Genomic DNA, 25,851 nt, shown 5'->3' on the forward strand with positions numbered 1-25,851 from the left:
GTCATGATTCCCCCGGACCGGCTCACCGGACTGCCCCGTGCTGTCGTCAGCGGATGCTGCCGCCACTGCCGCCACGACCTCGCGCTCGGTCAGCCCCGGGCGAGCTGCAGCTGCGGCACCGCGCGGCGCCGCCGCAGTTCGGTGACGCCCGGGGCGGGGTTGGCCGCGTCGTAGGCGCGCTGGTTCGCCTCGACGGAGGGCTGGTACCGGTCGATCCAGCCGCGGATGGCGTCCAGCGGTTCGGCCAGGCTCAGGCCGAGCGGGCTGAGCTCGTAGCGGACCCGCAGCACGGGACCGCCCAGGACGGTGCGGGTGACCAGGCCGTCGCGCTCCAGGCTGCGCAGCTTCTCGGTGAGGATCTTGCGGCTGATGTCGCCGATCCGGCGGTGCAGGTCGCCGTACTGGGCGGGACCCTGCTGCAGGGTCACCAGCAGGAGGGCCGACCAGCGGTCGCCCAGGCGGTCCAGCAGCGGGCGGCAGGGGCAGGGGTCCTGGTCGTCGTCGTTCATGAACGCGGCAACCCGCGGGGTGGCGGCCGGTATTCCGAGCAGGCACCCGCAGGTGCCGTCTACCGGTCGGCGGGCCGGCCGAAGCAGGCTGGGGCCATGACGACGCAGATGAACACCGTGACCCAGGATCTCTTCGGCACTCCCGAGGTCCTGCGGATCGCCCGCACCGACCGCCCCGAGCCCGGCCCGACCGAGGTGCTGGTGAAGGTGCACGCAGCCGGGGTCAACCCGGTCGACGTGAAGACCAGCCGGGGCGAGGGCCTGGCCTGGTACTACGGCGAGCCGCCCTACACGCTGGGCTGGGACGTCAGCGGCACCGTGGTGGCGGTCGGCTTCGGGGTCACCACGCTCACGGTCGGTGACGAGGTCCTCGGGATGCCCAACTTCCCGCGGCTGGCCGGCGCCTTCGCCGAGTACGTCACCGCACCCTCGCGCCACTGGGTGCGCAAGCCCGTCGCGCTGAGCCACGCCGAGGCGGCCGCGCTGCCGCTGGCCGGGCTGACGGCCTGGCAGATCATCGTGGACACCGCGCAGGTGTCGCCCGGCCAGCGGGTGCTGGTGCACGCGGCCGCCGGCGGGGTGGGCCACCTCGCGGTGCAGATCGCCAAGGCCCGGGGCGCGTACGTGATCGGGACGGCGCGGGCGGCCAAGCACGACTTCCTGCGCTCGCTCGGTGTGGACCAGGTGCTGGACTACACGGCGGGTCCGTTCGAGGAGGCGGTCGCGGAGCTCGACCTGGTGGTCGACAACATCGGCGACCCCGAGCACCAGCTGCGCTCGCTGCGCACCCTGCGCGAGGGCGGGCTGCTGGTGGCGGTGCCGGGCGGGGTGGACCCGCAGGCGGCCGAGCAGGCGCGGGCGAGGGGCCTGCGGATCACCGACGTGTTGGTCGAGCCGGACCAGCTCGGGCTGCGCGGCCTGGTCGAGCTGATCGAGCGCAAGGAACTGCGCGTGGAGGTCGCCGCGCGGCTGCCGCTGGCCGAGGTGGCGCAGGCCTTCGAGCTGGTGGGCTCGGGCCGCACCCAGGGCAAGGTGGTCCTCACCCTCGACTGAACCCTCGACTGACGGGCCTCGACCGACGGGCCTCGACCGACGGGCCTCGGCCGGCGGTCGGCCGCTCGTCAGCCGGCCGCGCGTTCCATGACCCATGCCGAGTTGTGCTGCGTGAACCCGATGCGCGGGTAGTACCCGACCGCCGCCGGCGCGGCCAGCAGCACGAGGGAAGCCTGTGGCGCGGCGTCGCGGGTCGCCTGGATGAGGGCGCGGCCTACGCCCTGACGCTGAAATGCCTGGTCGACGGCGAGGTCGGACAGGTACGTCGCGTAGACGCCGTCGGTCAGGGAGCGAGCGATGCCGATGAGCTGACCGGCTGCCCGCGCGGTGATCACCAGGTTCGCCCCGCGGACCATGCCGGCGAAACGGGCGCCGTCCTCGACCGGTCGACGTTCGGCGAGGGTGGAGGCCCGGTAGAGCGCGGCCACCTCCTCGACGTCCAGTTCCGTGCCGTCGACGACCTCGCACTTCCACATGGGGGCTACTCCTCTGATCAGTTGACGCGCGACAGGGTCTTCGCGCTCATGGCCGCCACGGTAGCCGGGGTAAGTACTAGATGCAATGTTCTATTGATCTAGTACAAAAGTGAAAACGGACGCGACGAAAAGGGCCCCGCACCGAGGTGCGGGGCCCTTGTGCGCGCGAAGCGTCAGATGAACGAGTTGATCTGGATCGTCTCGGTGCGGCCCGGGCCGACGCCGATCGCCGAGATCGGCGCGCCCGACATCTCCTCCAGCGCCTTCACGTAGGCCTGCGCGTTCTTCGGCAGGTCGGCGAAGGTCTGGGCCTTGCTGATGTCCTCGCTCCAGCCGGGCAGGTTCTCGTAGATCGGCTTGGCGTGGTGGAAGTCCGACTGGTTGTACGGCAGTTCCTCGACGCGCTTGCCGTCGATCTCGTACGCCACGCAGACCGGGATCTGCTCCCAGCCGGTCAGCACGTCCAGCTTGGTGAGGAAGAAGTCGGTCAGGCCGTTGACCCGGGTCGCGTAGCGCGCGATCACCGCGTCGAACCAGCCGCAGCGGCGGTCACGGCCGGTGGTGACACCGCGCTCGCCGCCGATCCGGCGCAGCGCCTCGCCGTCCGCGTCCAGCAGCTCGGTCGGGAACGGGCCCGAGCCGACCCGGGTGGTGTAGGCCTTGAGGATGCCGATCACCCGGTCGATCTTGGTGGGGCCGATACCGGCGCCGGTGCAGGCGCCGCCCGAGGTCGGGTTGGAGGAGGTGACGAACGGGTACGTGCCGTGGTCCACGTCCAGCAGGGTGCCCTGGCCGCCCTCCAGCAGCACCACCTTGTTCGCCTTCAGCGCCTGGTCGAGCACCAGCGTGGTGTCGGCCAGGAACGGGCGGATCTTCTCCGCGTAGGCCAGGTACTCCTGGACCACCAGGTCGGCCGGCATCGCGCGACGGTTGTAGAGCTTGACCAGGATCTGGTTCTTGTCGTGCAGCGCGGCCTCGACCTTCTGCTGCAGGATCGACTCGTCGAACAGGTCCTGGACCCGGATGCCGATCCGGTTGATCTTGTCGGCGTAGGCCGGGCCGATGCCGCGACCGGTGGTGCCGATCTTGCGCTTGCCGAGGAAGCGCTCGACCACCTTGTCCAGGGTGCGGTGGTAGGGCGTGATCAGGTGGGCGTTGCCCGAGATCAGCAGCTTGGAGGTGTCGATGCCGCGCTCGTTCAGCCCGGCCAGCTCGGCCAGCAGCACACCCGGGTCGATCACCACGCCGTTGCCGATCACCGGCACGACGTTGGGGCTCAGGATGCCGGAAGGCAGCAGGTGCAGCGCGTACTTCTGGTCGCCGATGACCACCGTGTGACCGGCGTTGTTGCCGCCCTGGTAGCGAACGACGTAGTCGACGGAGCCGCCGAGGAGGTCCGTGGCCTTCCCCTTGCCCTCGTCTCCCCACTGGGCACCAACGAGCACGAGTGCCGGCACAGGCGTACACCCCTTCCGGTTGGGGCATCCTGCGTAGGCCGCAGTATGCCCCGAGATAGACGAAGCCCCTGGCGCAATAGCGCAAGGGGCTCTTGCACCGAGAGATTACCTGAGGAAGGACCGGTCGTGTCGTCCCTGTCCACGCCCGCACCCCGACCCTCCGACGCAGCCGGGCCGCCTGGCGGCATCCCGCTTCTCGTGCTGCTCGATCCGGCGGCCAAGGAAGCCGACGGGGAGGCGGTGCGAATCGCCCGGGATGTGCTCTCGGGGGGCGCGGACGTGAAGGTGGTGGTGCCCGAGAGTGCGGCCGAGCTGGACCGGGTGCTCGCGCACCGGGGCAGGCGCCGTCCGGTGGTGGTCGGCTCCGACCTGGCGCTGCAGCGGGTGGTGCAGGCGCTGCACCACCAGCGCGAGTTGGGCGCCGGCCCGCTGGGCCTGGTGCCGGTCGGGCCGGGGCGGACGGTGGCGCTGGCCCGCTCGCTCGGGGTGCCGGTCGAGCCGGTGGCGGCGGCCCGCGCGGTGCTGGGCGGGGTGCCCAGGCAGCTGGGGCTGCTGCTGGACGACGGCGACGGGGTGGTGCTGGGGGAGGTGCGGATCCCCGGCCGGCGGCACGGCCATTCGGGCGGCTGGCGTTCGCTCTGGGCGAAATTGATTGCGGCCGAGCAGGTGGAGTCCCAGGAGGCCCGGTTGCGGGTCGAGGCGGACGGGCGAGCGCTGGCCGGCCCGGGGCGGGGCCTGCGGCTGGTCGCGCTGCGACTGCCGGCCGACTCCGCCGCGGTCGAGGTGGTGGTGCGGCCCTCGGGGCCGGGCGGAGCGCTGCTGCGGGTGCGCGCCTCCAGCGTCACGGTGGCCGGCCGCACCTTCGGCTACGAGGCCGACGGCTGCCCGGCGGGCCCGGTGCCCACCCGGACCTGGACCGCCCGCCCGGCCGCCTGGGGCCTGCTGCTGCCCATGAGATGACCCGCACCGACCCGGACCGGCCCGCACCGACTCGAACTGGCTCTGACCGACCCCTGGGTGATCAGGGTCACGCGGACACCTCCGGTTTCCCTGTCCTGCCTGCCCGGGCGGCATGGTAAGGGGCCTGTTCTACGCGCGTCGCCGGGCAAATCGCCAGGCCGGACCCATGCCTGACTGCCGAAGCCTGTGCCAACTGCCCTAGACTCGAAGACGTGCCACGTGGTGACGGAAGACTCAACCACGATCTTCTTCCCGGCGAGAAAGGCCCCCAGGACGCTTGCGGCGTCTTCGGTGTCTGGGCTCCCGGCGAGGAGGTCGCCAAGCTCACGTACTTCGGCCTTTACGCCCTGCAGCACCGCGGACAGGAATCCGCCGGTATCGCGGTGAGCAATGGCTCCCAGATTCTCGTCTTCAAGGACATGGGACTCGTCTCCCAGGTCTTCGACGAGGCCTCGCTGGGATCCCTGCACGGGCATATCGCCGTCGGACATGCCCGCTACTCGACCACCGGGTCCTCGGTCTGGGAGAACGCCCAGCCGACCTTCCGGGCGACCGCTCACGGTTCGCTGGCCTTGGGCCACAACGGAAACCTGGTCAACACCGCCGAACTCGCGGCGATGGTCGCCGATCTGCCCGGAACCGAGCACGTCTCGCGCTCCGGCCGGACCGCCGCGACCAACGACACCGACCTGCTGACCGCCCTGCTCGCCGGGTACCCGGACCTCTCCATCGAGGAGACCTCGCGGCAGATCCTGCCCGAGGTCAAGGGCGCCTTCTCGCTGGTCTTCATGGACGAGCACACCCTCTACGCGGCCCGTGACCCGCAGGGCATCCGCCCGCTGGTGCTCGGCCGCCTGGAGCGCGGCTGGGTGGTGGCCTCCGAGACCTCGGCCCTGGACATCTGCGGCGCCAGCTTCATCCGCGAGGTGGAGCCCGGCGAGCTGATCGCCATCGACGAGAACGGCATGCGCTCCTCGCGCTTCGCCGAGGCCAAGCCCAAGGGCTGCGTCTTCGAGTACGTCTACCTGGCGCGCCCCGACACCAGCATCGCCGGGCGCAACGTGCACCTCTCGCGGGTCGAGATGGGCCGCCGGCTGGCCGCCGAGGCCCCGGTCGAGGCCGACATGGTGATAGCCACCCCCGAATCCGGCACCCCCGCCGCGATCGGCTACGCCGAGGCCAGCGGGATCCCGTACGGCTCCGGCCTGGTGAAGAACGCCTATGTCGGGCGCACCTTCATCCAGCCCAGCCAGACGATCCGTCAGCTCGGCATCCGGCTCAAGCTCAACCCGCTGCGCGAGGTCATCGCCGGCAAGCGCCTGGTGGTCGTGGACGACTCGATCGTGCGCGGCAACACCCAGCGCGCGCTGGTGCGGATGCTGCGCGAGGCCGGCGCCGCCGAGGTGCACATCCGGATCTCCTCGCCGCCGGTGAAGTGGCCCTGCTTCTTCGGCATCGACTTCGCCACCCGCGCGGAGCTGATCGCCAACGGCATGACGGTGGAGGAGATCGGCAGGACGCTCGGCGCCGACTCGCTCGCCTACATCTCGATCGACGGCATGATCGAGGCCACCAAGCAGCCCAAGGACCGGCTCTGCCGGGCCTGCTTCGACGGCGAGTACCCGATGGAGCTGCCGGACCCGGCGCTGCTCGGCAAGCTGCTGCTCGAAGCGGAGATCGCCGGCAGTCAGCAGCCGCCCGCCACCCGGGGCAAGCCGACCAGCTCCGATCTCGACGGGGTGCAGTCCCTGCTCGGCGGCCACGGCGCGGCCGACGCGCTGCGCCGCCCGTAAGACCCTGACGGCGGGGCCCCGACCGGGGCCCCGCCGCTGTCAGCAACCCCCACTTGACCCGAGAGGGCCGCAGCAGTGACCAGCAACGAGAGTGGCGCCACCTACGCCGCCGCCGGAGTCGACATCGAGGCGGGCGACCGCGCGGTGGAACTCATGAAGCAGTGGGTGAAGAAGACCAACCGGCCCGAGGTGGTCGGCGGCCTCGGCGGCTTCGCCGGCCTCTTCGACATCTCCGCCCTGAAGCGCTACGAGCGCCCGCTGCTGGCCTCGGCCACCGACGGCGTCGGCACCAAGGTCGCGCTGGCCGCCGCCATGGACAAGCACGACACCATCGGCCACGACCTGGTCGGCATGGTCGTCGACGACCTGGTGGTCTGCGGCGCCGAGCCGCTCTTCATGACCGACTACATCTGCGTCGGCAAGGTCCACCCGGAGCGGGTCGCCCAGATCGTCAAGGGCATCGCCGAGGGCTGCGTGCTGGCCGGCTGCGCGCTGGTCGGCGGCGAGACCGCCGAGCACCCGGGCCTGCTGGGCCCCGACGAGTACGACGTCGCGGGCGCGGGCACCGGCGTGGTCGAGGCCGACGCGCTGCTCGGTGCGGACCGGGTGCGGGCCGGCGACGTGGTGATCGCGATGGCCGCCTCCGGGCTGCACTCCAACGGCTACTCGCTGGTCCGCCACGTGCTGCTGAACGAGGCCGGCTGGAAGCTCGACCGCGAGGTGGCCGAGTTCGGCCGCACGCTGGGCGAGGAGCTGCTGGAGCCGACCCGGATCTACTCGCTGGACTGCCTGGCGCTCACCCGCGCCACCGAGATCCACGCCTTCTCGCACGTCACCGGCGGCGGCCTGGCGGCCAACCTGGCCCGGGTGATCCCGGACGGCCTGCACGCCCGCCTGGACCGCGGCACCTGGACCCCGCTGCCGGTCTTCCAGACCGTCGCCGAGGTCGGCCGGATGCGGACCCTGGAGATCGAGAAGACCCTCAACATGGGCATCGGCATGGTCGCCGTGGTCCCGCCGGAGTCGGTCGACGTGGTGCTGTCGATCCTGGCGGACCGCGACGTCGAGGCCTGGCTGCTGGGCGACATCGTGGCCCGCGACGCGGAGCACGCGGCGGGCGCGGCGCTGTACGGCGAGTACGCGTAGCCACTGGACGGACGGTGGGCCCCTACGGGGGCCCTCCGGCGTTTCCGGGACCTGAGGGTCAGCCCGGCAGGGTCTGGCGCCGACGGTGCCCGGACACGCCGAAAACCGGCCCGGCGCGCTGGCGCTCGGGCCGGTCAGGACCTGAGGTCAAGCTCGGCGGCGGGCCTGGTGGTGGCCGACCTCCGCCTCCTGCTCGTCCTCGTCATCGTCGTCGTTGTAGTACTCCGCGTAAGCGGCGTAGGGGTCGTCCTCCTCGTCCTCTTCCTCAACCGGCTCAGGGTTGATCGAAGGAACGGGTGAAACGCCCAGCTCGCTGGACAGACGGTTAGCGTCGAAGCCGCCGCTGTTGTACTTCAGCTCGCGGGCGACCTTCGTCTGCTTGGCCTTGGCCCGGCCGCGCCCCATGGGTCGACCCCCTCAACGATGGGGCTCACGGCCCCGAGTCTGACACGTGTTCATGATCAGGAGCGGCTTGCCCGAAGCGGGAGAGCCGTCCCTTGGAGCATCAACGGTACCTGTTTCCGCCCTCGGACGGTACGTCGCCGGTGTGACGTGGCGCGCACTGTCGCCCCCCGGGACCAGGTCTCTCCTGGTCGGGCGGGTGTTTCCGGGCATTCGCAGTGGCCCGGTGGGTGTCCGGGACCGTCGTTCTCCGACCGATTATCCCCCGACCGTGGCGTTCGGGGCGCCCGATCGGGGGATATCCGGTGAATCCGGTTCCACATTGTGATGCGAAGTGATGCGGACCGGTCGGCTGCTCCGGTCAGGCCTTGCGCGCGCCGGGCAGCAGGATCGTGCGCAGAGCACTGATCTCGCGCATCCGCCGCTCCGCCAGCCGGTCGGCGGCGACGGCCGGCGGCACGCCGTCGGCGGTGGCCCGGGTGAAGATCTCCAGCGTGGTGTCGAAGATCTTGGTGGCCTTGTTCTTGGCGCGCTCGAAGTTGAAGCCGTCGATCTCGTCGGCCACCTGGATCACGCCGCCGGAGTTCACCAGGTAGTCGGGGGCGTAGAGGATGCCGCGGTCCGCCAGGTCCTTCTCCACACCCGGGTGGGCCAGCTGGTTGTTGGCCGCGCCGCAGACCACCGAGGTGCCCGCCGCGGTCAGCTGCGCGACCGTCGCGTCGTCCAGCGCGCCGCCCAGCGCACACGGGGCGTACACGTCCAGCTGGGCGCCCAGCAGCGCCGCGGTGTCGGCGACCACCTCGACGTCCGGGTGGGCGGCCCGCACCCGGTTGACGGCGGCCTCGGAGACGTCGGTGATGACCACGCTCGCGCCGTCCGCCACCAGGTGGCCGACCAGGTAGTGGCCGACCTTGCCGACGCCCGCGACGCCGACCCGCTTGCCGCGCAGCGTCGGCTGGCCCCAGCGGGCCTGGGCCGAGGCCCGCATGCCCTGGAAGACGCCGAAGGCGGTGAGGATCGAGGAGTCGCCGGCGCCGCCGTGCTCGGGGGAGCGGCCGGTGACGTAGTCGCACTCGCGCGCGATGACGTCCATGTCCTGGACGTAGGTGCCCACGTCACAGGCCGTGATGTAACGACCCGCCAGGGACTGCACGAAGCGGCCGTAGGCGCGCAGCAGCGCCTCGGACTTGTCGCCGCCCTCGCCCTTGGCCGTCGGGTCGCCGATGATCACGGCCTTGCCGCCGCCGAGGTCGAGGCCGGCCAGCGCGTTCTTGTAGCTCATCCCGCGGGAGAGCCGCAGCGCGTCCTCCAGCGCCTCCTCCTCGGTGGCGTACCGGTGGAAGCGGGTGCCGCCGAGGGCGGGGCCCAGCGCGGTCGAGTGGATGGCGATGATCGCCTTGAGGCCGGAGGTCCGGTCATGGCAGAGCACGACCTGCTCGTGCCCGTCGCCCGGGACGCCGTCCTGCTCAGTACGGAAGATCCGGCTCAGCACACCTGGTGCGGGGTGCGTCGCGGATACGGTGCGTACGTCGGTCACTGTGGTGACTCCAGTATCTGCTGGCCCGCTGCTGTGGTGCGGGCATCTACCGCGAAGCGTAGTCCGGGGCCCGGGCGCGGGGCTGCCCCTTGTTCGGATCCTGGACGCCGCCGCCGGGACCGTTCGGATCGGACCGATCCCGCCCGGCCGGTCGGTGGCCCGTGCGACGATGCAGGACGTGACCGCTGTGCAGACCTCCGTGCTGCCGCCCTACGCCGCCCACCTGCGGGTGTACGAGCCGCTGGCGGCGTATCCCGATCCGGAACGGGCCCGCTGGCAGGCGTACCTGGCCGATCGCGGACCTGACGCGGCGTCGGCCGGTGAACCGGTGGCGCGGGCGGCGCTGGAGGCGCAGCGGGGGGCGCTCGCCGAACTGCTTCCCCGACCCCCGTGGGCGCTGCCGATGGGGGCGCCCCCGGCCGAAGGCTGGGGGAGGGAGAGCGAGCAGGCCTTCGTGCGGCTCCTCGACGCGGTCACCTATGTCTGCCCGTGGGCGACCCGGCTGCGCAGCTGGCAGGCGCTGGACGAGCTGCGTGACTCGCTGCCGGTGGCGCTGCTGGACACCGTGCTGCCGCAGGCGGTCCGGGAGCAGGCGCAGGCGGCGCAGTCCCGCTGGCGGGCGGACCATCCGGACGCCCGGCCGTGGATCCTGACCAGCCGTTGGGAGGTGCCGTTGCGCTGGTTCCTGCCGTTCGGGGACGAGGAGCGGCACTACCTGCCGGCCGAGCCCGGGGCCGCGGCACAGCCGGGGCAGCCCGCCGCGCTCTTCTATCTGACCTCGATGGCGCAGGCCCGGCGCCGGGTGGCCCGGGCCTACCGGGTGCTGCGCGAGCAGCTGAAGGGCACACCGCTGGCGCTCGGGGCGGAGGAGGTGGGGCGCTGGCTGGAGGAGTTCCATCCGCGCTCGCTGGTGGAGCTGGACTACGGCGGGCTGGTGCACGCGATCGACGGCGAGCGGCTGGCGGCCGACCACTCGGCCGCCGAGGTGGCCGACGGGCTGGCGGCGCTGCGGGCCGGGGACGCCCAGGGGGCGGCGCGGGCGTACGAGGCGGTGGCGCGGCGCTGGCGCGAGGTGCTGGCGCTGCGGCAGGCCAACTGACGGGTGGGCCGGCAAGGGAACTGACCGTGGCTCAGCTCGGGGGAATGGCGGGGGTGTGACGCGGGCTCAGTGAGGGGGCGGGGCGAGACGGGTGTGAGTTCCGTGTTCGGCCGGCCGGGACCTAGGTCCTGGTTCGGGTCAATACCCCACGAACGTGACACTACTCACCGTTGACGCCAAGTCGCAGCTAAAGGTAAAAATGGGACAACCAGCCCAACTCTCCTCACTCTTGCCCACTTTTGGGTGGATCTGGGGTCGGTGTGCCCTTTGGGGGGAATCGATAGGTCTGGCCTCTCCGTTACCGGTTGTCACGATATGATGACTGTCCGCTATGGGGTGGTCCATCGCCATCCGTCGCTCTTGAACCCGTGAGGGGCCAATTTTGGCGGTTTGGTCGATAGGGCTGGACGGATGGTGTAGTTGTAGACACCAGGACAAGCCGTTCGTCCTATAACCGACTCGGTCCGTCTCTGCCATTTCGGGCATCGCGGGCCAAGGTGCAGAATTTGAAGGATAGAACCGCCCTGGTTCGGTTCTCCGAGGAGGCCGCTCATGACCGCTCGTACCCCTGACGCTGAGCCCCTGCTGACACCGGCAGAGGTCGCCACCATGTTCCGCGTGGACCCCAAGACGGTCACACGCTGGGCCAAGGCCGGCAAGCTCACGTCCATCCGCACGCTCGGCGGCCACCGCCGATACCGGGAGGCGGAGGTACGGGCTCTACTGGCCGGTATCCCCGCTCAGCGCACCGAGGCCTGAGGCACTCGGCGGCGGCTGCCGTACCGCCGCCGGGAAAGCCTTGAAGCCAGATAGCAGGGGTCGCTCCCCGGACTCCGCCGGGTCCGGGAAGCGGCCCCTTCTTCGTGGGCATAGTGACATGATCGTCAACCATTTCATGACTGTCATTTGACCAGTAAATGGCGGGCTCATGCATAACCACTGTGGCGCGTGGGGCGGGATTAAATCGGAATGGTGAGACTTTGGAAAGTCTCGCAAGTCAGTACAATTTTATATATTAAATCAGTGGATCCATAGGGGGGGTTCCGCCTGGCCGGGTTCAAGAAAACGTAAGTGACGACCGTCACAGGGGGTGCCCTCTTGAGCTCGGGGCCCGGCGCCGGTAGTGCGCTCCTGACGGTCCGTCGGCCGAACCGGGTGCTGGGACGACGAGAGGCCCGGAACCTGACGGTTCCGGGCCTCTCGCTGATGGCGACCCTGACGGGACTTGAACCCGCGACCTCCACCTTGACAGGGTGGCGAGCTAACCAACTGCTCCACAGGGCCAGGCTGTTCACTGTTTGCCTCAGTGATTTCCGCTGCTCGTGGCAGCGACAAGACAGATCGTACTGCATCCCGGGCCCCCAGGTCGAACCGGCCGCGGGCGGGGGCGGCCGGCCCGACCTGGGGCTCCCTCAGAGGGTGGCGGCGGCCGCGTCCATCGCCTTCAGGATCCGCTTCTCCGACACCGGTGAGGGGGTGCCGAGCGACTGGGCGAAGAAGCTGACCCGCAGCTCCTCGATCATCCAGCGGATCTGCCGGACCTCGGCGCTGGGCTGCTGCCCGGCCGGCACGGCCGCCAGCAGGTCGCCGTAGGCCCGCTGCACCTCCTGCACCTTGAGCAGGTGCTGCAGGTCGCGCTGCGGGTGGTTGGGCAGCGCCTCCAGGCGCCGGTCCACCGCGGCCAGGTAGCGCTTGACGTCCCCGAGTCGCTGCCAGCCGCTGTCGGTCACGAAGCCGGCGTGCACCAGCGAGGCCAGGTGCAGCTTCACGTCGTTCACGGCGGAGAGCAGCACCGGGCTGCTGACCGCCTTCAGCCGGGTCTGCGCCCGGTGGAAGGCGAGCAGGGCCGAGGCCGTCTTGAGCGTGGTGTCCGCCGACAGCTCGTACAGGTCGGCGCGGACCTTGTCGTACAGCTTGCCGAACGACTCCTCGTCCCAGGCCGGGCCGCCGGCCAGTGTCATCAGCCGGTCCGCGGCGCAGACGGTGATGTCCTCGAAGAGCGCCGGGATCGAGCCGTGCGGGTTGTAGGACAGGGCCAGCTTGGCCTGGTTGCCGAGCCGGGCCTGGATCCCCTTGGCCGGGGAGTTGATGGTGAGCAGCAGCAGCCGGCGGGTGCCCGCCCACATCGCCTGCGCCTGTGCCTGTGGGGTGTCGAAGAGCTTGATCGCCACGCTGTCGCGCTCGTCGGTGAAGGCGGGGTAGGCGCGCAGCGAGTGGCCCCGGGAGCGCTGCTCGAAGGTGCGCTGGAGCAGCGGCAGTCCCTCGGGCCAGGCGGTCAGGCCGGTGCGCTCGATGCCCTGCCCGGAGGCGGCCGAGGAGAGGGTCTCCTTGAGCTTGGGGGTGAGCTTGCGGCGCAGCTCCTCCAGGTCCTTGGACTCGGCGAGCCTGCGCTTGCCGTCCACCACCCGGAAGGTCACCTTGAGGTGGTCCGGGACCCGCTCGTCGTCCCAGGCCTCGGGTGGGATCGGCTGGCCGCCCATCCGGTGCAGGACGCGCTCCAGGGTGGGCAGCAAAGGCTCCTGACGGTCGGTCATCTCGCGCAGCGCGGCCTTGGCGAAGTCCGGGGCGGGCACGAAGTTGCGCCGGATCGCCTTGGGCAGCGAGCGGATCCAGGCGGTGACCAACTCGCCGCGCAGGCCCGGGATCTGCCAGTCGAAGCCCTCGGAGGAGACCTGGTTGAGCACCGGCAGCGGGATGTGCACCGTGACGCCGTCCGCGTCGCTGCCCGGTTCGAACTGGTAGGTCAGGCTGAAGCGGAGCTTGCCCTGGTGCCAGTAGTCCGGGTAGTCGGCCTCGGTGATGCCGTCGGCGGCATCGTTGATCAGCATCGACTTCTCGAAGTTGAGCAGGTCGGGCTGGTCGTGCCGGGTCTTCTTCCACCACGAGTCGAAGTGCCGGGTGGAGACGATCTCCTCGGGCAGCCGTGCGTCGTAGAAGTCGAAGAGGGTCTGGTCGTCGACCATGATGTCGCGCCGGCGGGCCCGGTTCTCCAGCTCCTCGACCTCGCCGAGCATCTTGCGGTTGGCGGCGAAGAAGTGGTGGTGGGTCTCCCAGTCGCCCTCGACCAGGGCGTTGCGGATGAACAGCTCGCGGCAGAGCTCGGGGTCGATCCGGCCGTAGTTGATCTTGCGCTGGGCGACGATCGGCATCCCGTAGAGGGTGACCCGCTCGAAGGCCATCACCGCGCCGGCCTTCTTCTCCCAGTGCGGCTCGCTGTAGGTCCGCTTGATCAGGTGGCCGGCCAGCGGCTCGACCCACTCGGGCTCGATCTTGGCGTTGATCCGGGCCCAGAGCCGGGAGGTCTCCACCAACTCGGCGGACATCACCCAGCGCGGCGGCTTCTTGAAGAGACCGGAACCCGGGAAGACCGCGAACCGGGCGCCCCGGGCGCCGCCGTACTCGCGCTTCTCCACGTCGAAGAGACCGAGGTGGGAGAGGAGTCCGGCGAGCAGCGACTGGTGGATCCGGTCGGCGTCCGGCTCGGCATCCGGATGGGGTTCCTCGATGCTCACGCCCAACTGCTTGGCCACTGTGCGAAGTTGGGTGTAGATGTCCTGCCACTCCCGTATCCGCAGGTAGTTCAGGAACTCGGCCTTGCACATCCGGCGGAAGGCGGAGGAGGAGAGCTCCTTCTGCTGCTCCCTGACGTAGCGCCACATCGCCAGGTACGAGAGGAAGTCGGAGGTCTCCGAGGTGAACCGGCGGTGCCGGTCGTCGGCCGCCTGGCGCTTCTCGGTCGGGCGCTCGCGCGGGTCCTGGATGGAGAGCGCGGCGGCGATCACCATGACGTCGCGCACGCAGCCGTTCTTGTCCGCCTCCAGCACCATCCGGGCCAGTCGCGGGTCGACCGGCAGCTGGGCGAGCTTGCGGCCCAGCGTGGTGAGCCGCTTGCGCGGATCCTTCTGCTCGGGGTCCAGCGCGCCGAGCTCGTGGAGCAGGCTGACGCCGTCCTTGATGTTGCGCGAGTCCGGCGGGTCGAGGAACGGGAAGGCGGCGATGTCGCCGAGGCCGGCCGCGGTCATCTGCAGGATGACGGAGGCCAGGTTGGTGCGCAGGATCTCGGCGTCGGTGAACTCGGGGCGGGCGAGGAAGTCCTCCTCCGAGTAGAGCCGGATGCAGATGCCGTCGCTGGTCCGGCCGCAGCGGCCCTTGCGCTGGTTGGCGCTGGCCTGGCTGATCGCCTCGATCGGCAGCCGCTGGACCTTGGTGCGATGGCTGTAGCGCGAGATCCGGGCGGTGCCGGGGTCGATCACGTACTTGATGCCGGGCACGGTCAGCGAGGTCTCGGCCACGTTGGTGGCGAGCACGATCCGGCGGGAGGTGGAGCGCTGGAAGACCTTGTGCTGCTCGGCGGAGGAGAGCCGGGCGTAGAGCGGCAGCACCTCGGTGAACTTCAGGTTCAGCTTGTTCAGCGCGTCCGCGGTGTCCCGGATCTCACGCTCGCCGGAGAGGAAGACCAGGATGTCGCCCGGGCCCTCGGCCTGCAGCTCCTGGGCGGCCTCGCAGATCGCCTGGATCTGGTCGCGGTCGCGGTCGACGGCGCTGTCGTCCTCGTCACCGGCGTCCTCGGCCAGGTCGTCGACCAGCGGCCGGTAGCGGACCTCCACCGGGTAGGTGCGCCCGGAGACCTCGACGATCGGGGCGTCGCCGAAGTGGTGGGCGAAGCGCTCGGGGTCGATCGTCGCGGAGGTGATCACGACCTTGAGGTCGGGGCGGCGCGGCAGCAGCTGCTTCAGGTAGCCGAGGATGAAGTCGATGTTGAGGCTGCGCTCGTGCGCCTCGTCGATGATCAGGGTGTCGTACTGGTGCAGCTCGCGGTCGGTCTGGATCTCGGCCAGCAGGATGCCGTCGGTCATCAGCTTGACCAGGGTGTCCTGGCCGACCTGGTCGGTGAACCTGACCTTCCAGCCGACCGCCTCGCCCAGCGGGCTGTTCATCTCCTCGGCGACCCGCTCGGCCACCGTGCGGGCGGCGATCCGGCGCGGCTGGGTGTGGCCGACCAGGCCCTGGACGCCGCGGCCCAGCTCCAGGCAGATCTTGGGGATCTGGGTGGTCTTGCCGGAGCCGGTCTCGCCCGCCACGATCACCACCTGGTGGTCGCGGATGGCCGCCAGGATCTCGTCCTTCTTCTGACTGACCGGCAGCTCCGCCGGGTAGTTGATCGCCGGCACCGCCGCGCGGCGCTGCGCCACGCGCCCCTCGGCCTTGGCGATCTCACCGGCCAGCTCGGCGGCGATCTTCTGCCGGGCCTCGGTGCCGCGGGCCCGGCGCGCCCCGTCCAACCGACGGCCGATCCGCTGCTGGTCGCGCAGCGTCAGCTCGGGCAGCCGGGCGGCCAGCTCGCCGATGGTCGGCGCGTCGGCCGGCTGGACAGCGGGGGAACTCATCGCGGGCATCCCTCTAGGGTCGCAAACGGCGGCGGTGCGCCGCACCTGTGTTTCTGCGGGTGGTGACTGGCGTCTCCAAGTGTCACACCCGGGGGAGCCCGGCCATCCGCAGGTCGTGCGGCCGGCCCGGTGCTGCCGCCGGGGGCCGGATTCGACGTGCGGCGCGTTTCTCAGGTGATTCGACGGCCGGCCACCAACGAATTTCTCATCCGGCAGGTCGATGCTGTCGGAACCCGGATGAAGCGCCCGCCCGGCACCGAGCGCGCCGAGGCGAGTGCGGCGGGAGCATCCGGCCGTCACGGCACGGTGGGCGGCAGTTCGGGTGGCGTTACCATCAACCGGGTGTGACACCCCTGTGACAGTTGGCGTGATGGGGGTCACTGAGTGCCGGGTGGGGGTGCGACTAGCGTGGCGAGGTCAGCGTCCTGGACTGCGCCGTGTCGTTCGTTCACACCCAGGCTCCACGTCACGAGAGGCAGCAGCAGAAGGATGTCCACGACCACGCGGCAGCGCTGCGAGCACCCGAGCCCAGCGGCCTGTCGTGGGTGACCGCGGCGAACCCGGGGCGCCCGCTCGTTCGCGGCTGTTCGGCACCACCGGGGTGGCCGCCACCGCGGCCGTGGTCTCGCTGGGCCTCTTCGCCATCTGGCGGCACTTCCAGGCGGTCTCGATGGTGGACATGCTGGTCTACCGCGCCGAGGGCCAGGCCGTCGTGAGCGGGCACGACCTCTACACGATGCGGCTGCCCGGCTGGGACCTGGCGGCCACCTATCCGCCGTTCGCCGCGATGCTCTTCGTGCCGAGCACCTGGTTCGCGGTCAGCATGCTGCGCGGGCTGGTGATGATCCTCAACGTCGGGCTGCTCGGCCTGCTCGGCTGGCTCTCCTTCACGCTGGTCGGCTGGCCGCGCCGGCGCTTCCGGCTGGCCGGGACGTTGCTGGTGGCCGGCTTCGGGGTCTGGCTGGAGCCGGTCTGGACCACGCTGCAGTACGGCCAGGTCAACCTGGGTGTGGCCTGCCTGGTGCTCTACGACCTGACCCGTCCCGACCGGCACCGCGGCAAGGGCATCGGGATCGGCCTGGCCGCCGGCCTCAAGCTCACCCCCGGCCTGTTCGCCGTCTATCTGCTGCTCACCGGCCGGATCCGGGCCGCGCTGGTGGCCGGCGGCACCTTCCTCGCCACCGTGCTGGTCGGCGTCTTCGCGTTGCCCGGCGCCTCCTGGGGGTTCTGGAGCAAGTACGTCTGGGACACCAGCCGGGTCGGCGTCACCGAGCTGGTGGACGACCAGTCGGTGCGCGGGGCGGTGGCCCGGCTGCTGAGCAAGCACGACCCGGGCATGCTGGCCACCCTGGGCAGCGGGCTGGCACTGGTGCTGGGGCTGACCATCGCGGTGCTGGCGGCCCGCTCGACCCGGGAGATCCGGCGGGCCGAGGCCTGGGGCGTGGTCTGCACCGCGCTCACCGCGCTGCTGCTGTCGCCGATCAGCTGGACCCACCACTGGATCTGGTGCGTGCCGCTGCTGATCCTGCTCGGCGCGGAGACCGCTCAGGAGCTGGCCAGGCCGCGCGGGGTGCGCCGGTTGCACTGGCGGCCGTTGCTGGCGTTCACCGCCATGGCCTTCCTCTCCTACGCGATGTGGCTGGTCCCACAGTCCGCCGGGCTCGGGGTGCCCTGGTACTGGCAGGTACCCTCGTCGATCTATCCGCTGACCGGGATCGTCGTGCTGGCCGTGATGGGCCTGCGACTGCTGCGGATCCACCGACCGACCATCGCACGGTTGACCCGAAGCAAGGTCGAGCCGCTCGACCGGAGCGCGCGGGACGCCTCCCTGACAAGGCAGAGCTGAACTTGATGACGTCCCAGACCGACCTCCAGACGCCCACCGTCCCGGCGCCGCGGACCCGGACGCGGGCCCAGGCGCTGGCGCCGCTGCTCACCAGGTTCTCCGCCCGGGCGGCCTCGAGCCGCGGCCGGGCGGTGCTGCTGAGCCTGCTCTGCTTCGGCGTCTGCTTCGCGATCGGGATCCAGCAGTGGACCTCCGCCCAGCTCGGCGGCTTCGACCTCGGGATCTTCGACCAGGGGGTGCGCGGCTACGCCCACTTCGGGCTGCCGCTCTCCACGGTCAAGAGCGTGCACCACGAGTTCCCGCCCGGTTTCTCGATCCTGGGCGACCACTTCTCGCCGATCCTGGCGCTGCTCGCCCCCCTGTACTGGATCTGGAACGACCCGCGCGCGCTGCTGCTCGGCCAGGCCCTGCTCTTCGCCGCCGGCGTGCCGCTGATCCGGCGGATCACCGCGATCGCCTTCGAAGCCGCGCCGGACCGCGACCGGCGCCGGGCGATGGACCTGGCCGGGCTCGCCTACGGGCTGGGCTGGCCGCTGCTGGTCGCCTCCCGGGTCGGCTTCCACGAGGTCGGCTTCGCCGTCCCGCTCACCCTGCTGATGCTGGAGCGCGGGATGTCCCGGCGGTACGGCCTGGTGGCCGTCGCCGCGCTGCTGCTCTGCTGCACCAAGGAGGACCTCGGCCTGCTGGTCGGGGCCTACGGCCTGGTGCTGGTCCTGCGCTGCCGCAAGGCCGCCGACCGGCGCGGGCTGCGGATCGGCGCGGGCCTGCTGGTGTTCGGGCCGCTCGCCTCGCTGGTCACGATCCAGTGGCTGCTGCCCGCGCTGGGCGGCCAGCCCGGCTACTACTGGAACTACCAGGAGTTGGGCGCCAACGCCGGCGACGCGGTCAACCACGTGCTGCACAACCCGTGGCTGCTGGTGGAAGGCGCGTTCAGCGCGCCGCTCAAGCCGCTGCTGGTGCTCTGGCTCTTCGGCACCCTGCTGCTGCTGCCGCTGCGCTCGCTCACCGTGCTCTGCCTGGTGCCGCTGCTCACCGAGCGGATCCTGTCCACCAACCCCAACCACTGGTCGATCGCCCGGCACTACGACTCGTTCCTGTGGCCGATCCTGCTGACCGCCTCGATAGAGGTGCTCGGCCGGATGTACGCCGTCGAGCGCCGCCGCAAGCTGGCCCGCCGGCTGGGCCTGGGCACCGTGGCGGTCACCGTCGCGGTCGCCGTACCGCTGGGACTCGCCTCGCTGGCGGTGCCGGCCTACTGGAAGGCCGCGCCGAGCGAGGCCGCGCTGCTGCGGGCCAGCAAGCTGATCCCGGACGGGGCCACCGTGGAGGCCGACAACCAGGTGGTGCCGCGGCTGACCGCCCGGACCCATGTGGTGCTGGTGGACCAGACCCCGCGCGGGATGGACTACGTGCTGATCCGCTCCAATGCCCGGGCCTTCCCGTTCGCCACCGACAAGGAGCAGGCCGACCGGATCCAGCTGCTGCTGGCCAACGGCTACCAGCAGATCTGGGCCGAGGACGGCGCGGTGCTGCTGCACCGGGTCGGCCACCAGCCGATCCCGGGCCAGCAGTTGCCGGGGCCGGGCAGCACGCCGGTGCAGGACGTGGTGCCCTCCGACGTGGGGCACAACCTGTTCCTGGGGTGACGGACCTGTAGGTGGCCGGTGCTGCGGATCGGGCGGGCGGCCGGGTCGAACCGGTGGGAGGACCGGGCGCCGGCGGTACGGGGCCGAGGTCGGCGGCACGCCGAGTTCGGCCGTCGCCCTGAGGAGGACGGCCGTTTTCCGGCCGGTCGATTTTCGAGACTTTCGCGTTCGAAACGGGTGCGTTAAATGTCCGAATTCGACAGTTTCGACGCCGACCGGCGTCGGTGCGTCACATCAGCCGCGCAGCGGCCGCGTCACAGCAGGAAAAGCTTGGCGAAGGGTGCCGTGATCCGCTCCTGCCGTGAACCGAAGTCGACGAGCACCGCGATCGCGCCGTCGCCCTCGACACTGATCGTCCGGCCGAGGCCGAACTCGTCGTGCGACACGCGGTCGCCGACAGCGAATCGCTTGGCTGGCGGCGGAGTCGCGACTCGGAATGGACTGGTGGGCAGGTGGCGCCGGGGGGAGGTTGGATTCGTCATCGTTGCCAGTATGCGCCAGTTCCGAGGGGCCGGGGTGATCCTGGCGGCCGAAATTTCGTGATCATGGCGCCTTGTCCGCCGGCGCCCGGCCCCCGGCGCTGAGCCCGGGCAGGACGCGACGCTGCGTGTCCGGCCGCCCACCGCTGAGGTGTGAGAAGTCGCTCGGCCGGAATCCCCCGTTTCGGATCGGACCCTGCTACAGTCGGCTTAGTTGCAGTTTTGGTTCCCATGAACTTTGTGTGCGCCTGCTGGTCTGACCGCAGGCGCATTTTGTTTCCCGGGCGTTCACCGGGCGGGCCATCATCGCGGCGACGCGAAGCTCGCGTGGTGTGAGTTTCTTGCTGCCCATTTAGGGAGATTTCCATGGCTAACGGCACTGTGAAGTGGTTCAACGCGGAAAAGGGCTTCGGCTTCATTGAGCAGGAGGGTGGCGGCCCGGACGTGTTCGCCCACTACTCGAACATCAACGCCAATGGCTTCCGCGAGCTGCTCGAGGGCCAGAAGGTCGAGTTCGACGTCACGCAGGGCCAGAAGGGCCCGCAGGCGGAGAACATTCGCCCCCTCTAGTTCTTCCACTGCCCGGCTCACGCCCGGCAGCAAGGGCCGGCATCGCGCGACTGCGCGGTGCCGGCCCTTCGGCGTTCCCGAAGTGTTCGAACGGCGGTTCAGCCCGCCGACGGTGACAGGTCGCCCAGCAGGTCCGCGGCGATCCGCCCGGTCCGCTCGCGCTGCGGGAAGGCCCCGACGGGGACCCGGGCGACCTCCGTGGCGGTGCGGTAGTCGATCACCGAGACCTCGTCGGCCTTGCTGAGCGAGACGAAGCAGAGCGTGCCGTCCGCGCTGGTGGTGCCCCAGTACGGGAGGCTGCCGGTGGGGTAGTCGACCGTCCCCCGGGTGCCGAGGTCGGAGGTGGCGACGATCGCCGTGTAGTCGTCGATCGTCCCGACGTCGCACAGGCTCGCGCCGTCGCCGGAGACGGCCAGGCCGTGGTGGGCGGAGTTCTGCGGGTAGCTGTCCGGGGCGAGCGCGGCGCCGGCCGCGCTGTACGGCATCTGGACCGTGTCGACGACGTTGCCGGTGGACAGGTCGTACTTGGCGAAGCCGTTGAGGTACGAGAGGTCGGTGTACATGGTGCGCCCGTCGCCCTCGATCACGTTCGGGCGGATGCCGTGCGGTAACTGCCAGGTCTGGACCACCTTCAGGGTGGTGGCGTCCACCTTGGTCAGCTGGAACGAGCCCTTGGCCCACTCCATCGCCTGGGGGAACGAGGTGATCCCGATGCTGGAGTTGTAGATGTACTTGCCGTCGGGCGAGTAGTCGTTCTGGTGCGGGTAGGTCCCGGTCGGGAAGGTGCCGACGACGCTGCCGCTCGCGGTGTCGAGCACCTCCGCCTCCTGCGCGGTGGTCGCCGAGACCACGTACCGGGTGCCGTCCGGGGAGAGCGCGGCGTGGTCCGCCTTGAAGCCGTCCAGCCGGGTTCGCCAAAGCTGAGCACCACTCGCGATGTCGTAGGCGGCGACGTCGTCCAGGTTGCCGCGCGAGACGTAGAGCGTGCGGCCGTCGGGGGACAGGGTCGCGTCGTCGACGTACCGGTTACCGCCTTCGACCGAGGTGACGCTCTGGTAGCCGATCCACTGGATCGGGTCCATCGCGGCGATCCGCTGCTGGGCGTCGGCGGTGACGTTGAGCGAGCCGAGGTTCTGGAAGGTATGGGCGTCGATGAAGCTGACCGTGCCCGCGGCGCTGTTGCCGACCACGAGGACGTCGCGGAAACCGGAGTCGGCGGATGCCGCGGAACCGGGCAGCGCCAGCACGCCGGCGAGGGCGACGGCGGCGGCTGCGAGGGAAGTGATGCGTCTGGCGTGCGTGCTGCTCACCCGGGCCTCCCAAGGAGGGAACAGAATATGAGGGGGCGTCATGTCCAGCGCTGGTTACTCGACGGTACTGAGCCCCCGCAGGCCCGGCAAGAGTGCTGCCGCAGGAGAGTTCGGCGATCCGACGGTCGCCGCGCCATCGGTCTCGGGCGTCGGGCGACACGAAAACGCCCCCGAGCGATTCGCTTCGGGGGCGTCGTGTTCGATCGTGCGTGGTGGCCAGGGCCGGGGTCGAACCGGCGACCTTCCGCTTTTCAGGCGGACGCTCGTACCAACTGAGCTACCTGGCCGTACTGCACCATCCCTTGCGGGATGAGCGATCCTGACGGGACTTGAACCCGCGACCTCCACCTTGACAGGGTGGCGAGCTAACCAACTGCTCCACAGGACCTCGACAGAGCCTTGCGACCCTGGACTTTACTACGTGTACTGCTGCCTTGCGATACCGCGTGCCCCCAACGGGATTCGAACCCGTGCTACCGCCTTGAAAGGGCAGCGTCCTGGGCCACTAGACGATGAGGGCTTTCGGCCCGCCCGGCTGATCTCCAGCGGTCGGGGACGTGAGAAGCATATGGGATGTCGGCGGGAACGCCAAAACGGTTTCGGGTCGGCTCGGCCGTGGGCGGGGCTGCGACCTGGGCGGTTGGGTGGGCGGGTCGGTCAGGACCAGCCGAGCTCGTGCAACTCGTGGTCGTCGAAGCCGAAGTGGTGGGCCACTTCGTGGATCACGGTGGTGCGGACCTCGGCGACGGCGAGTTCCCGGGTCTCGCACAGGCGCAGGGTGGGGCCGCGGTAGACGATGATCCGATCGGGGAGGACGCCGGCGTACCACTCGCCGCGCTCGGTGAGGGGGGTGCCCTCGTAGAGGCCGAGCAGCTCGGGGGTCGCGGGGTCGGGCTCGTCCTCGACGAAGACGGCCACGTTGTCCATCATCGCCGCGAGCTGCGGGGGGATCTGGTCGAGGGCGTCGCTGACCAGCAATTCGAATTCGTCCCGGCTCATGTCCACGGGCCCATTGTCGGGGGCGCGGTGAGGGCGTGCCAGGTGATGGTCCGTCCGGTTGGGGCGATCCGGTGTGGAACGGGCCGTGTCCCCGGGGCGCGATGGGCGTTGGGCACCACAAGGGGCCGCGGGTCGGTGCGGCCGGGGTGGGGCGTGCGGGAGAGGCGGCGGCAATGGTTCCGACGGGTGCGAGCTGGCGTTCGAGCGGCCGGAGTGCGGCGGTGCGGGCCGTCGCCAGGCGGGTGCGGCCGGGCCGGGAGCGGGTCTCGGCGGCGGCGCGGGTGCGCGGTGGCCGGATGGCGGTCGCCGCTCGGGCGCAGGGCGCGGTCCGGGGATCGGAGCGGGCGGCGGTGTTCCGCTCGGTGGCGGTGCGGACGGCTGTGCTGGCGCTCGCCGGGCTGAGTGCGGCGGGCTGCATGGAGGTCGGGTCCGGCGGCGATCAGCAGCCGGTCGGGCACGCCTCGGGGGCGGCCGGGCCGAGCGGGCGGCCGTCCAGCGGGGCCAGCGCCCCGGCGCGGCCCGGGACGCGGTCGGAGCGGGGCAGCGGGCGGAGTGGGGGCGCGTCGGGTTCCCCGGCGGCGGCCGGGGCGACGGGTGGCGAGGTGGCACCCGTGAGCGACCCGAGCGCGGGCACCTCGCCGGCGCCCGGGCAGCCCGGCGGCGTGGTCGCGGTGCCCCCGCCGCCGCAGGAGGCCAATGCACAGGGGGCGCTCGGCGGTGCGGCGGGCGCCGGAGCGGTCGGTGGTGCGCCGGGCGCGCCCGGGGGGCCGGGCGGCGGGCATGGCGTCGGGGCCGCCGGTGGTGCGGGGACGCCGGGTGCGGGTGGCCCGGGCGCCGGCGGCGGGGCGTCGGCGAGCCCCGGTGGCTCGGGTGGGGCGGCCGGCCCCGGCGGCGCCACCGGTGGCGGCGGCACGGCCGCTCCCGGGTCCTCCGGCGGCCCGTCGGGCGGTGCCGGCCACCCGTCGAGCCCGCCGCCGTCCCAGAGCGCCACGCCCGCGCCGTCCGCGAGCGGCAGCGGCTCGGGCGGTGGTGCAGGGGGCACCGGGGGTGGAACGGGTAGCGGATCCGCTGCCGGGGGCGCCGGTTCGGGCGCACATTGACGGGTGGACCAGCGCGTTTGCCTTCGGAGTGATGGCTCGTCTATGGTGGTAGATCGTTCGTTTGATCCATTTGACTGGCGCCCTGTTCCCATCTGGCGCCCTTGGCGCGTTCCGGCGATCCGTGGCTGACCGCATAGAGGCGGTTGTAAGTCATTACCCCGGACTTTGGCGCGTGCCACTTCCGGAAGGTTTTGCATTGTCTCTCGTTGACGACGACCGCTTCGTCATGCCCGTGAACACCCAGGACGAGGCCCTCGACGCCGCCGACCTGACCGACACGGACCCCACCAACGACTCCCTGGCCGACGCCGAGGTGCTGGACGCCCTTGACGCCGAGGCCGAGGCCCTCGAGGACGACACCCTCGAGGACGACGCCGAGCCCACCGTCACCTTCGGTGACCTGGGCCTGCACGACGACGTGGTGCGCGCCCTCGCCAAGCGTGGCGTCACCACCCCGTTCCCGATCCAGGCCGCGACCATCCCGGACGCGCTGGCCGGCAAGGACGTGCTGGGCCGTGGCCGCACCGGCTCCGGCAAGACCCTGAGCTTCGGTCTGCCGCTGCTCACCCGCCTCGCCGACGGCGAGCGCACCAAGCCCAAGCACCCGCGCGGCCTGATCCTGGTCCCGACCCGCGAGCTGGCCATGCAGGTCGCCGACGCGCTGGAGCCGTTCGGCTCGGTGCTCGGCCTCAAGCTCAAGGTCGTCTGCGGCGGCACCTCGATGTCGAACCAGATCTACGCGCTGGAGCGCGGTGTCGACGTCCTGGTCGCCACCCCCGGCCGCCTGCGCGACCTGATCAACCGCGGCACCGCCAAGCTCGCCGACGTCCAGACCGTCGTGCTCGACGAGGCCGACCAGATGGCCGACATGGGCTTCCTGCCCGAGGTCACCGAGATCCTCGACCAGGTGCCGACCGGCGGCCAGCGCCTGCTCTTCTCCGCCACGCTGGAGAACGAGATCGACACGCTGGTCAAGCGCTACCTGAGCAACCCGGTCACCCACGAGGTCGACGCGGCCCAGGGCGCGGTCACCACCATGAGCCACCACATCCTCGTGGTGAAGCCCAAGGACAAGGCGCCGATCACCAACGCGATCGCCGCTCGCAAGGGCCGCACGATCATCTTCGTCCGCACCCAGATGGGCGCCGACCGGGTCGCCGAGCAGCTGCTCGAGGCCGGGGTGAAGGCCGACGCGCTGCACGGCGGCATGACGCAGGGCGCCCGTACCCGGGTGCTGGGCGACTTCAAGGACGGCTACGTCAACGTGGTCGTCGCCACCGACGTCGCGGCCCGCGGCATCCACGTGGACGGCATCGACCTGGTGCTGAACGTGGACCCGGCCGGCGACCACAAGGACTACCTGCACCGCTCCGGCCGCACCGCGCGCGCCGGCCGCTCGGGCGCCGTGGTCACCCTGGTGCTGCCGCACCAGCGTCGCGGTGTCTTCCGCCTGATGGAGGACGCGGGCGTCGACGCCAGCCGCCACATCCTGGACCACGCCTTCGACGCCGAGGTCGCCAAGATCACCGGCGCTCGCTCGCTGATCGAGGTCCAGGCGGAGAGCGCCTCGGGCATCGCCGGTGCGGCGGAGCGCGAGGTCGCCGAGATGACCCGTCAGCTGGAGCGCGCGCAGCGTCGGGCGAACGAGCTGCGCGAGGAGGCCGACCGCCTCACCGCGCGGGCCGCCCGCGAGCGGGCCGAGCTCGGCATCGAGGACGAGGAGCCGGCTGCCGAGGCCGCCGAGTCGGCCGAGGCCGTGGCCGTGGCCGAGCAGCCGGTGCGCGAGCCTCGCGAGGAGCGGACCCCGGCGTACCGGGAGCCGCGCAACGAGCGGCCGTCCTACGGTGACCGGGACAACCGTGGTGACCGTGGCGGTTTCAGTGGTGGCGGTCGTGACCGTGATGACCGTGGTGGTCGTTCGTTCGGTGGGGACCGTCCGGCGCGTTCGTTCGGTGACCGGGACAACCGTGGCGGCTTCGGCGGCGGTGGTCGTGACCGTGATGACCGTGGTGGTCGTTCGTTCGGTGGGGACCGTCCGGCGCGTTCGTTCGGTGACCGGGACAACCGTGGTGACCGTGGCGG

Annotated in this window: 20 protein-coding genes and 4 tRNA genes; 10 read left to right on the forward strand and 14 right to left on the reverse strand. The window is 71.1% G+C overall.

Features of this window, described 5'->3' with window-relative positions:
- Positions 1–89 precede the first annotated feature (89 nt).
- Positions 90–509: a helix-turn-helix domain-containing protein gene (locus P3T41_RS22435; RefSeq protein ID WP_280691785.1), complete on the reverse strand. Its 420-nt coding sequence runs from the start codon at positions 507–509 to the stop codon at positions 90–92.
- A gap of 96 nt (positions 510–605) precedes the next feature.
- Between P3T41_RS22435 and P3T41_RS22440 the strand changes: the two genes are divergently transcribed.
- The gene (locus P3T41_RS22440; RefSeq protein ID WP_280691786.1) at positions 606–1,562 is read left to right on the forward strand and encodes an NADP-dependent oxidoreductase; all 957 of its coding nucleotides are present in this window, start codon (positions 606–608) and stop codon (positions 1,560–1,562) included.
- Positions 1,563–1,630: 68 nt separating this feature from the next.
- Here the strand turns inward: P3T41_RS22440 and P3T41_RS22445 are convergent, their stop codons facing one another.
- Both P3T41_RS22445 and P3T41_RS22450 read right to left on the reverse strand, forming a co-directional pair.
- Positions 1,631–2,038, reverse strand: a complete 408-nt coding sequence (locus P3T41_RS22445; protein WP_280691787.1) for a GNAT family N-acetyltransferase — start codon at positions 2,036–2,038, stop codon at positions 1,631–1,633.
- A gap of 173 nt (positions 2,039–2,211) precedes the next feature.
- The gene (locus tag P3T41_RS22450) at positions 2,212–3,495 is read right to left on the reverse strand and encodes an adenylosuccinate synthase (protein WP_280691788.1); all 1,284 of its coding nucleotides are present in this window, start codon (positions 3,493–3,495) and stop codon (positions 2,212–2,214) included.
- A 126-nt stretch (positions 3,496–3,621) separates the two neighbouring features.
- On the opposite strand from P3T41_RS22450, the gene P3T41_RS22455 reads away from it, so the two are divergent.
- The 3 genes from P3T41_RS22455 to purM all read left to right on the forward strand — a co-directional run bounded on the left by P3T41_RS22455 (position 3,622) and on the right by purM (position 7,394).
- The gene (locus P3T41_RS22455) at positions 3,622–4,455 is read left to right on the forward strand and encodes a diacylglycerol kinase (protein WP_348533682.1); all 834 of its coding nucleotides are present in this window, start codon (positions 3,622–3,624) and stop codon (positions 4,453–4,455) included.
- 212 nt (positions 4,456–4,667) lie between these two features.
- Positions 4,668–6,248 carry an amidophosphoribosyltransferase gene (gene purF / locus P3T41_RS22460; RefSeq protein WP_280691789.1) on the forward strand — a complete coding sequence of 527 codons (1,581 nt, stop codon included), beginning with the start codon at positions 4,668–4,670 and terminating at the stop codon, positions 6,246–6,248.
- A gap of 75 nt (positions 6,249–6,323) precedes the next feature.
- Positions 6,324–7,394 carry a phosphoribosylformylglycinamidine cyclo-ligase gene (purM, locus tag P3T41_RS22465; RefSeq protein WP_280691790.1) on the forward strand — a complete coding sequence of 357 codons (1,071 nt, stop codon included), beginning with the start codon at positions 6,324–6,326 and terminating at the stop codon, positions 7,392–7,394.
- A gap of 147 nt (positions 7,395–7,541) precedes the next feature.
- Here the strand turns inward: purM and P3T41_RS22470 are convergent, their stop codons facing one another.
- Both P3T41_RS22470 and P3T41_RS22475 read right to left on the reverse strand, forming a co-directional pair.
- A complete protein-coding gene (locus tag P3T41_RS22470; RefSeq protein WP_280691791.1) occupies positions 7,542–7,799 on the reverse strand; it encodes a DUF3073 domain-containing protein in 258 nt (85 codons plus the stop codon).
- 358 nt (positions 7,800–8,157) lie between these two features.
- On the reverse strand, positions 8,158–9,333 hold the full coding sequence (locus P3T41_RS22475) for a Glu/Leu/Phe/Val dehydrogenase dimerization domain-containing protein (RefSeq protein ID WP_280691792.1): 1,176 nt from the start codon (positions 9,331–9,333) through the stop codon (positions 8,158–8,160).
- A 169-nt stretch (positions 9,334–9,502) separates the two neighbouring features.
- On the opposite strand from P3T41_RS22475, the gene P3T41_RS22480 reads away from it, so the two are divergent.
- Positions 9,503–10,432 carry a hypothetical protein gene (locus tag P3T41_RS22480; RefSeq protein ID WP_280691793.1) on the forward strand — a complete coding sequence of 310 codons (930 nt, stop codon included), beginning with the start codon at positions 9,503–9,505 and terminating at the stop codon, positions 10,430–10,432.
- Positions 10,433–10,984: 552 nt separating this feature from the next.
- Positions 10,985–11,191: a developmental transcriptional regulator BldC gene (gene bldC, locus P3T41_RS22485; protein WP_014137253.1), complete on the forward strand. Its 207-nt coding sequence runs from the start codon at positions 10,985–10,987 to the stop codon at positions 11,189–11,191.
- Positions 11,192–11,639: 448 nt separating this feature from the next.
- Here bldC and P3T41_RS22490 read toward each other — a convergent pair.
- Together P3T41_RS22490 and hrpA are read right to left on the reverse strand one after the other, a co-directional pair.
- Positions 11,640–11,716: transfer RNA gene (locus P3T41_RS22490), tRNA-Asp, on the reverse strand.
- A gap of 128 nt (positions 11,717–11,844) precedes the next feature.
- A complete protein-coding gene (gene hrpA / locus P3T41_RS22495) occupies positions 11,845–15,819 on the reverse strand; it encodes an ATP-dependent RNA helicase HrpA (protein WP_280691794.1) in 3,975 nt (1,324 codons plus the stop codon).
- A gap of 541 nt (positions 15,820–16,360) precedes the next feature.
- Between hrpA and P3T41_RS22500 the strand changes: the two genes are divergently transcribed.
- Both P3T41_RS22500 and P3T41_RS22505 read left to right on the forward strand, forming a co-directional pair.
- Positions 16,361–17,665: a glycosyltransferase 87 family protein gene (locus P3T41_RS22500; RefSeq protein ID WP_280691795.1), complete on the forward strand. Its 1,305-nt coding sequence runs from the start codon at positions 16,361–16,363 to the stop codon at positions 17,663–17,665.
- A gap of 5 nt (positions 17,666–17,670) precedes the next feature.
- Positions 17,671–19,311, forward strand: a complete 1,641-nt coding sequence (locus tag P3T41_RS22505; protein ID WP_280691796.1) for a DUF2079 domain-containing protein — start codon at positions 17,671–17,673, stop codon at positions 19,309–19,311.
- Between the two features lie 254 nt (positions 19,312–19,565).
- Here P3T41_RS22505 and P3T41_RS22510 read toward each other — a convergent pair whose 3' ends face one another.
- The gene (locus P3T41_RS22510; protein WP_280691797.1) at positions 19,566–19,793 is read right to left on the reverse strand and encodes a hypothetical protein; all 228 of its coding nucleotides are present in this window, start codon (positions 19,791–19,793) and stop codon (positions 19,566–19,568) included.
- 363 nt (positions 19,794–20,156) lie between these two features.
- Between P3T41_RS22510 and P3T41_RS22515 the strand changes: the two genes are divergently transcribed.
- Positions 20,157–20,360, forward strand: coding sequence for a cold-shock protein (locus tag P3T41_RS22515; protein ID WP_030918248.1), 204 nt, complete (start codon positions 20,157–20,159; stop codon positions 20,358–20,360).
- Between the two features lie 98 nt (positions 20,361–20,458).
- Here P3T41_RS22515 and P3T41_RS22520 read toward each other — a convergent pair whose 3' ends face one another.
- The 6 genes from P3T41_RS22520 to P3T41_RS22545 form a co-directional block, all read right to left on the reverse strand.
- Complete coding sequence (locus P3T41_RS22520; RefSeq protein ID WP_280691798.1) at positions 20,459–21,670, reverse strand: YncE family protein; 1,212 nt, start codon at positions 21,668–21,670, stop codon at positions 20,459–20,461.
- A gap of 210 nt (positions 21,671–21,880) precedes the next feature.
- Positions 21,881–21,957: transfer RNA gene (locus P3T41_RS22525), tRNA-Phe, on the reverse strand.
- 27 nt (positions 21,958–21,984) lie between these two features.
- Positions 21,985–22,058: transfer RNA gene (locus P3T41_RS22530), tRNA-Asp, on the reverse strand.
- A gap of 59 nt (positions 22,059–22,117) precedes the next feature.
- A tRNA-Glu gene (locus P3T41_RS22535) sits at positions 22,118–22,190 on the reverse strand.
- A gap of 137 nt (positions 22,191–22,327) precedes the next feature.
- Positions 22,328–22,669, reverse strand: a complete 342-nt coding sequence (locus P3T41_RS22540; protein WP_280691799.1) for a metallopeptidase family protein — start codon at positions 22,667–22,669, stop codon at positions 22,328–22,330.
- Between the two features lie 439 nt (positions 22,670–23,108).
- Positions 23,109–23,711 carry a hypothetical protein gene (locus P3T41_RS22545; RefSeq protein ID WP_280691800.1) on the reverse strand — a complete coding sequence of 201 codons (603 nt, stop codon included), beginning with the start codon at positions 23,709–23,711 and terminating at the stop codon, positions 23,109–23,111.
- A gap of 284 nt (positions 23,712–23,995) precedes the next feature.
- Here P3T41_RS22545 and P3T41_RS22550 point away from each other — a divergent pair.
- Positions 23,996–25,851 (forward strand): DEAD/DEAH box helicase (locus P3T41_RS22550; protein ID WP_280691807.1); only part of this gene is annotated, 1,856 nt, incomplete at its 3' end.

This window comes from Kitasatospora sp. GAS204B, from assembly GCF_029892155.1.
Taxonomy (GTDB): Bacteria; Actinomycetota; Actinomycetes; order Streptomycetales; family Streptomycetaceae; genus Kitasatospora.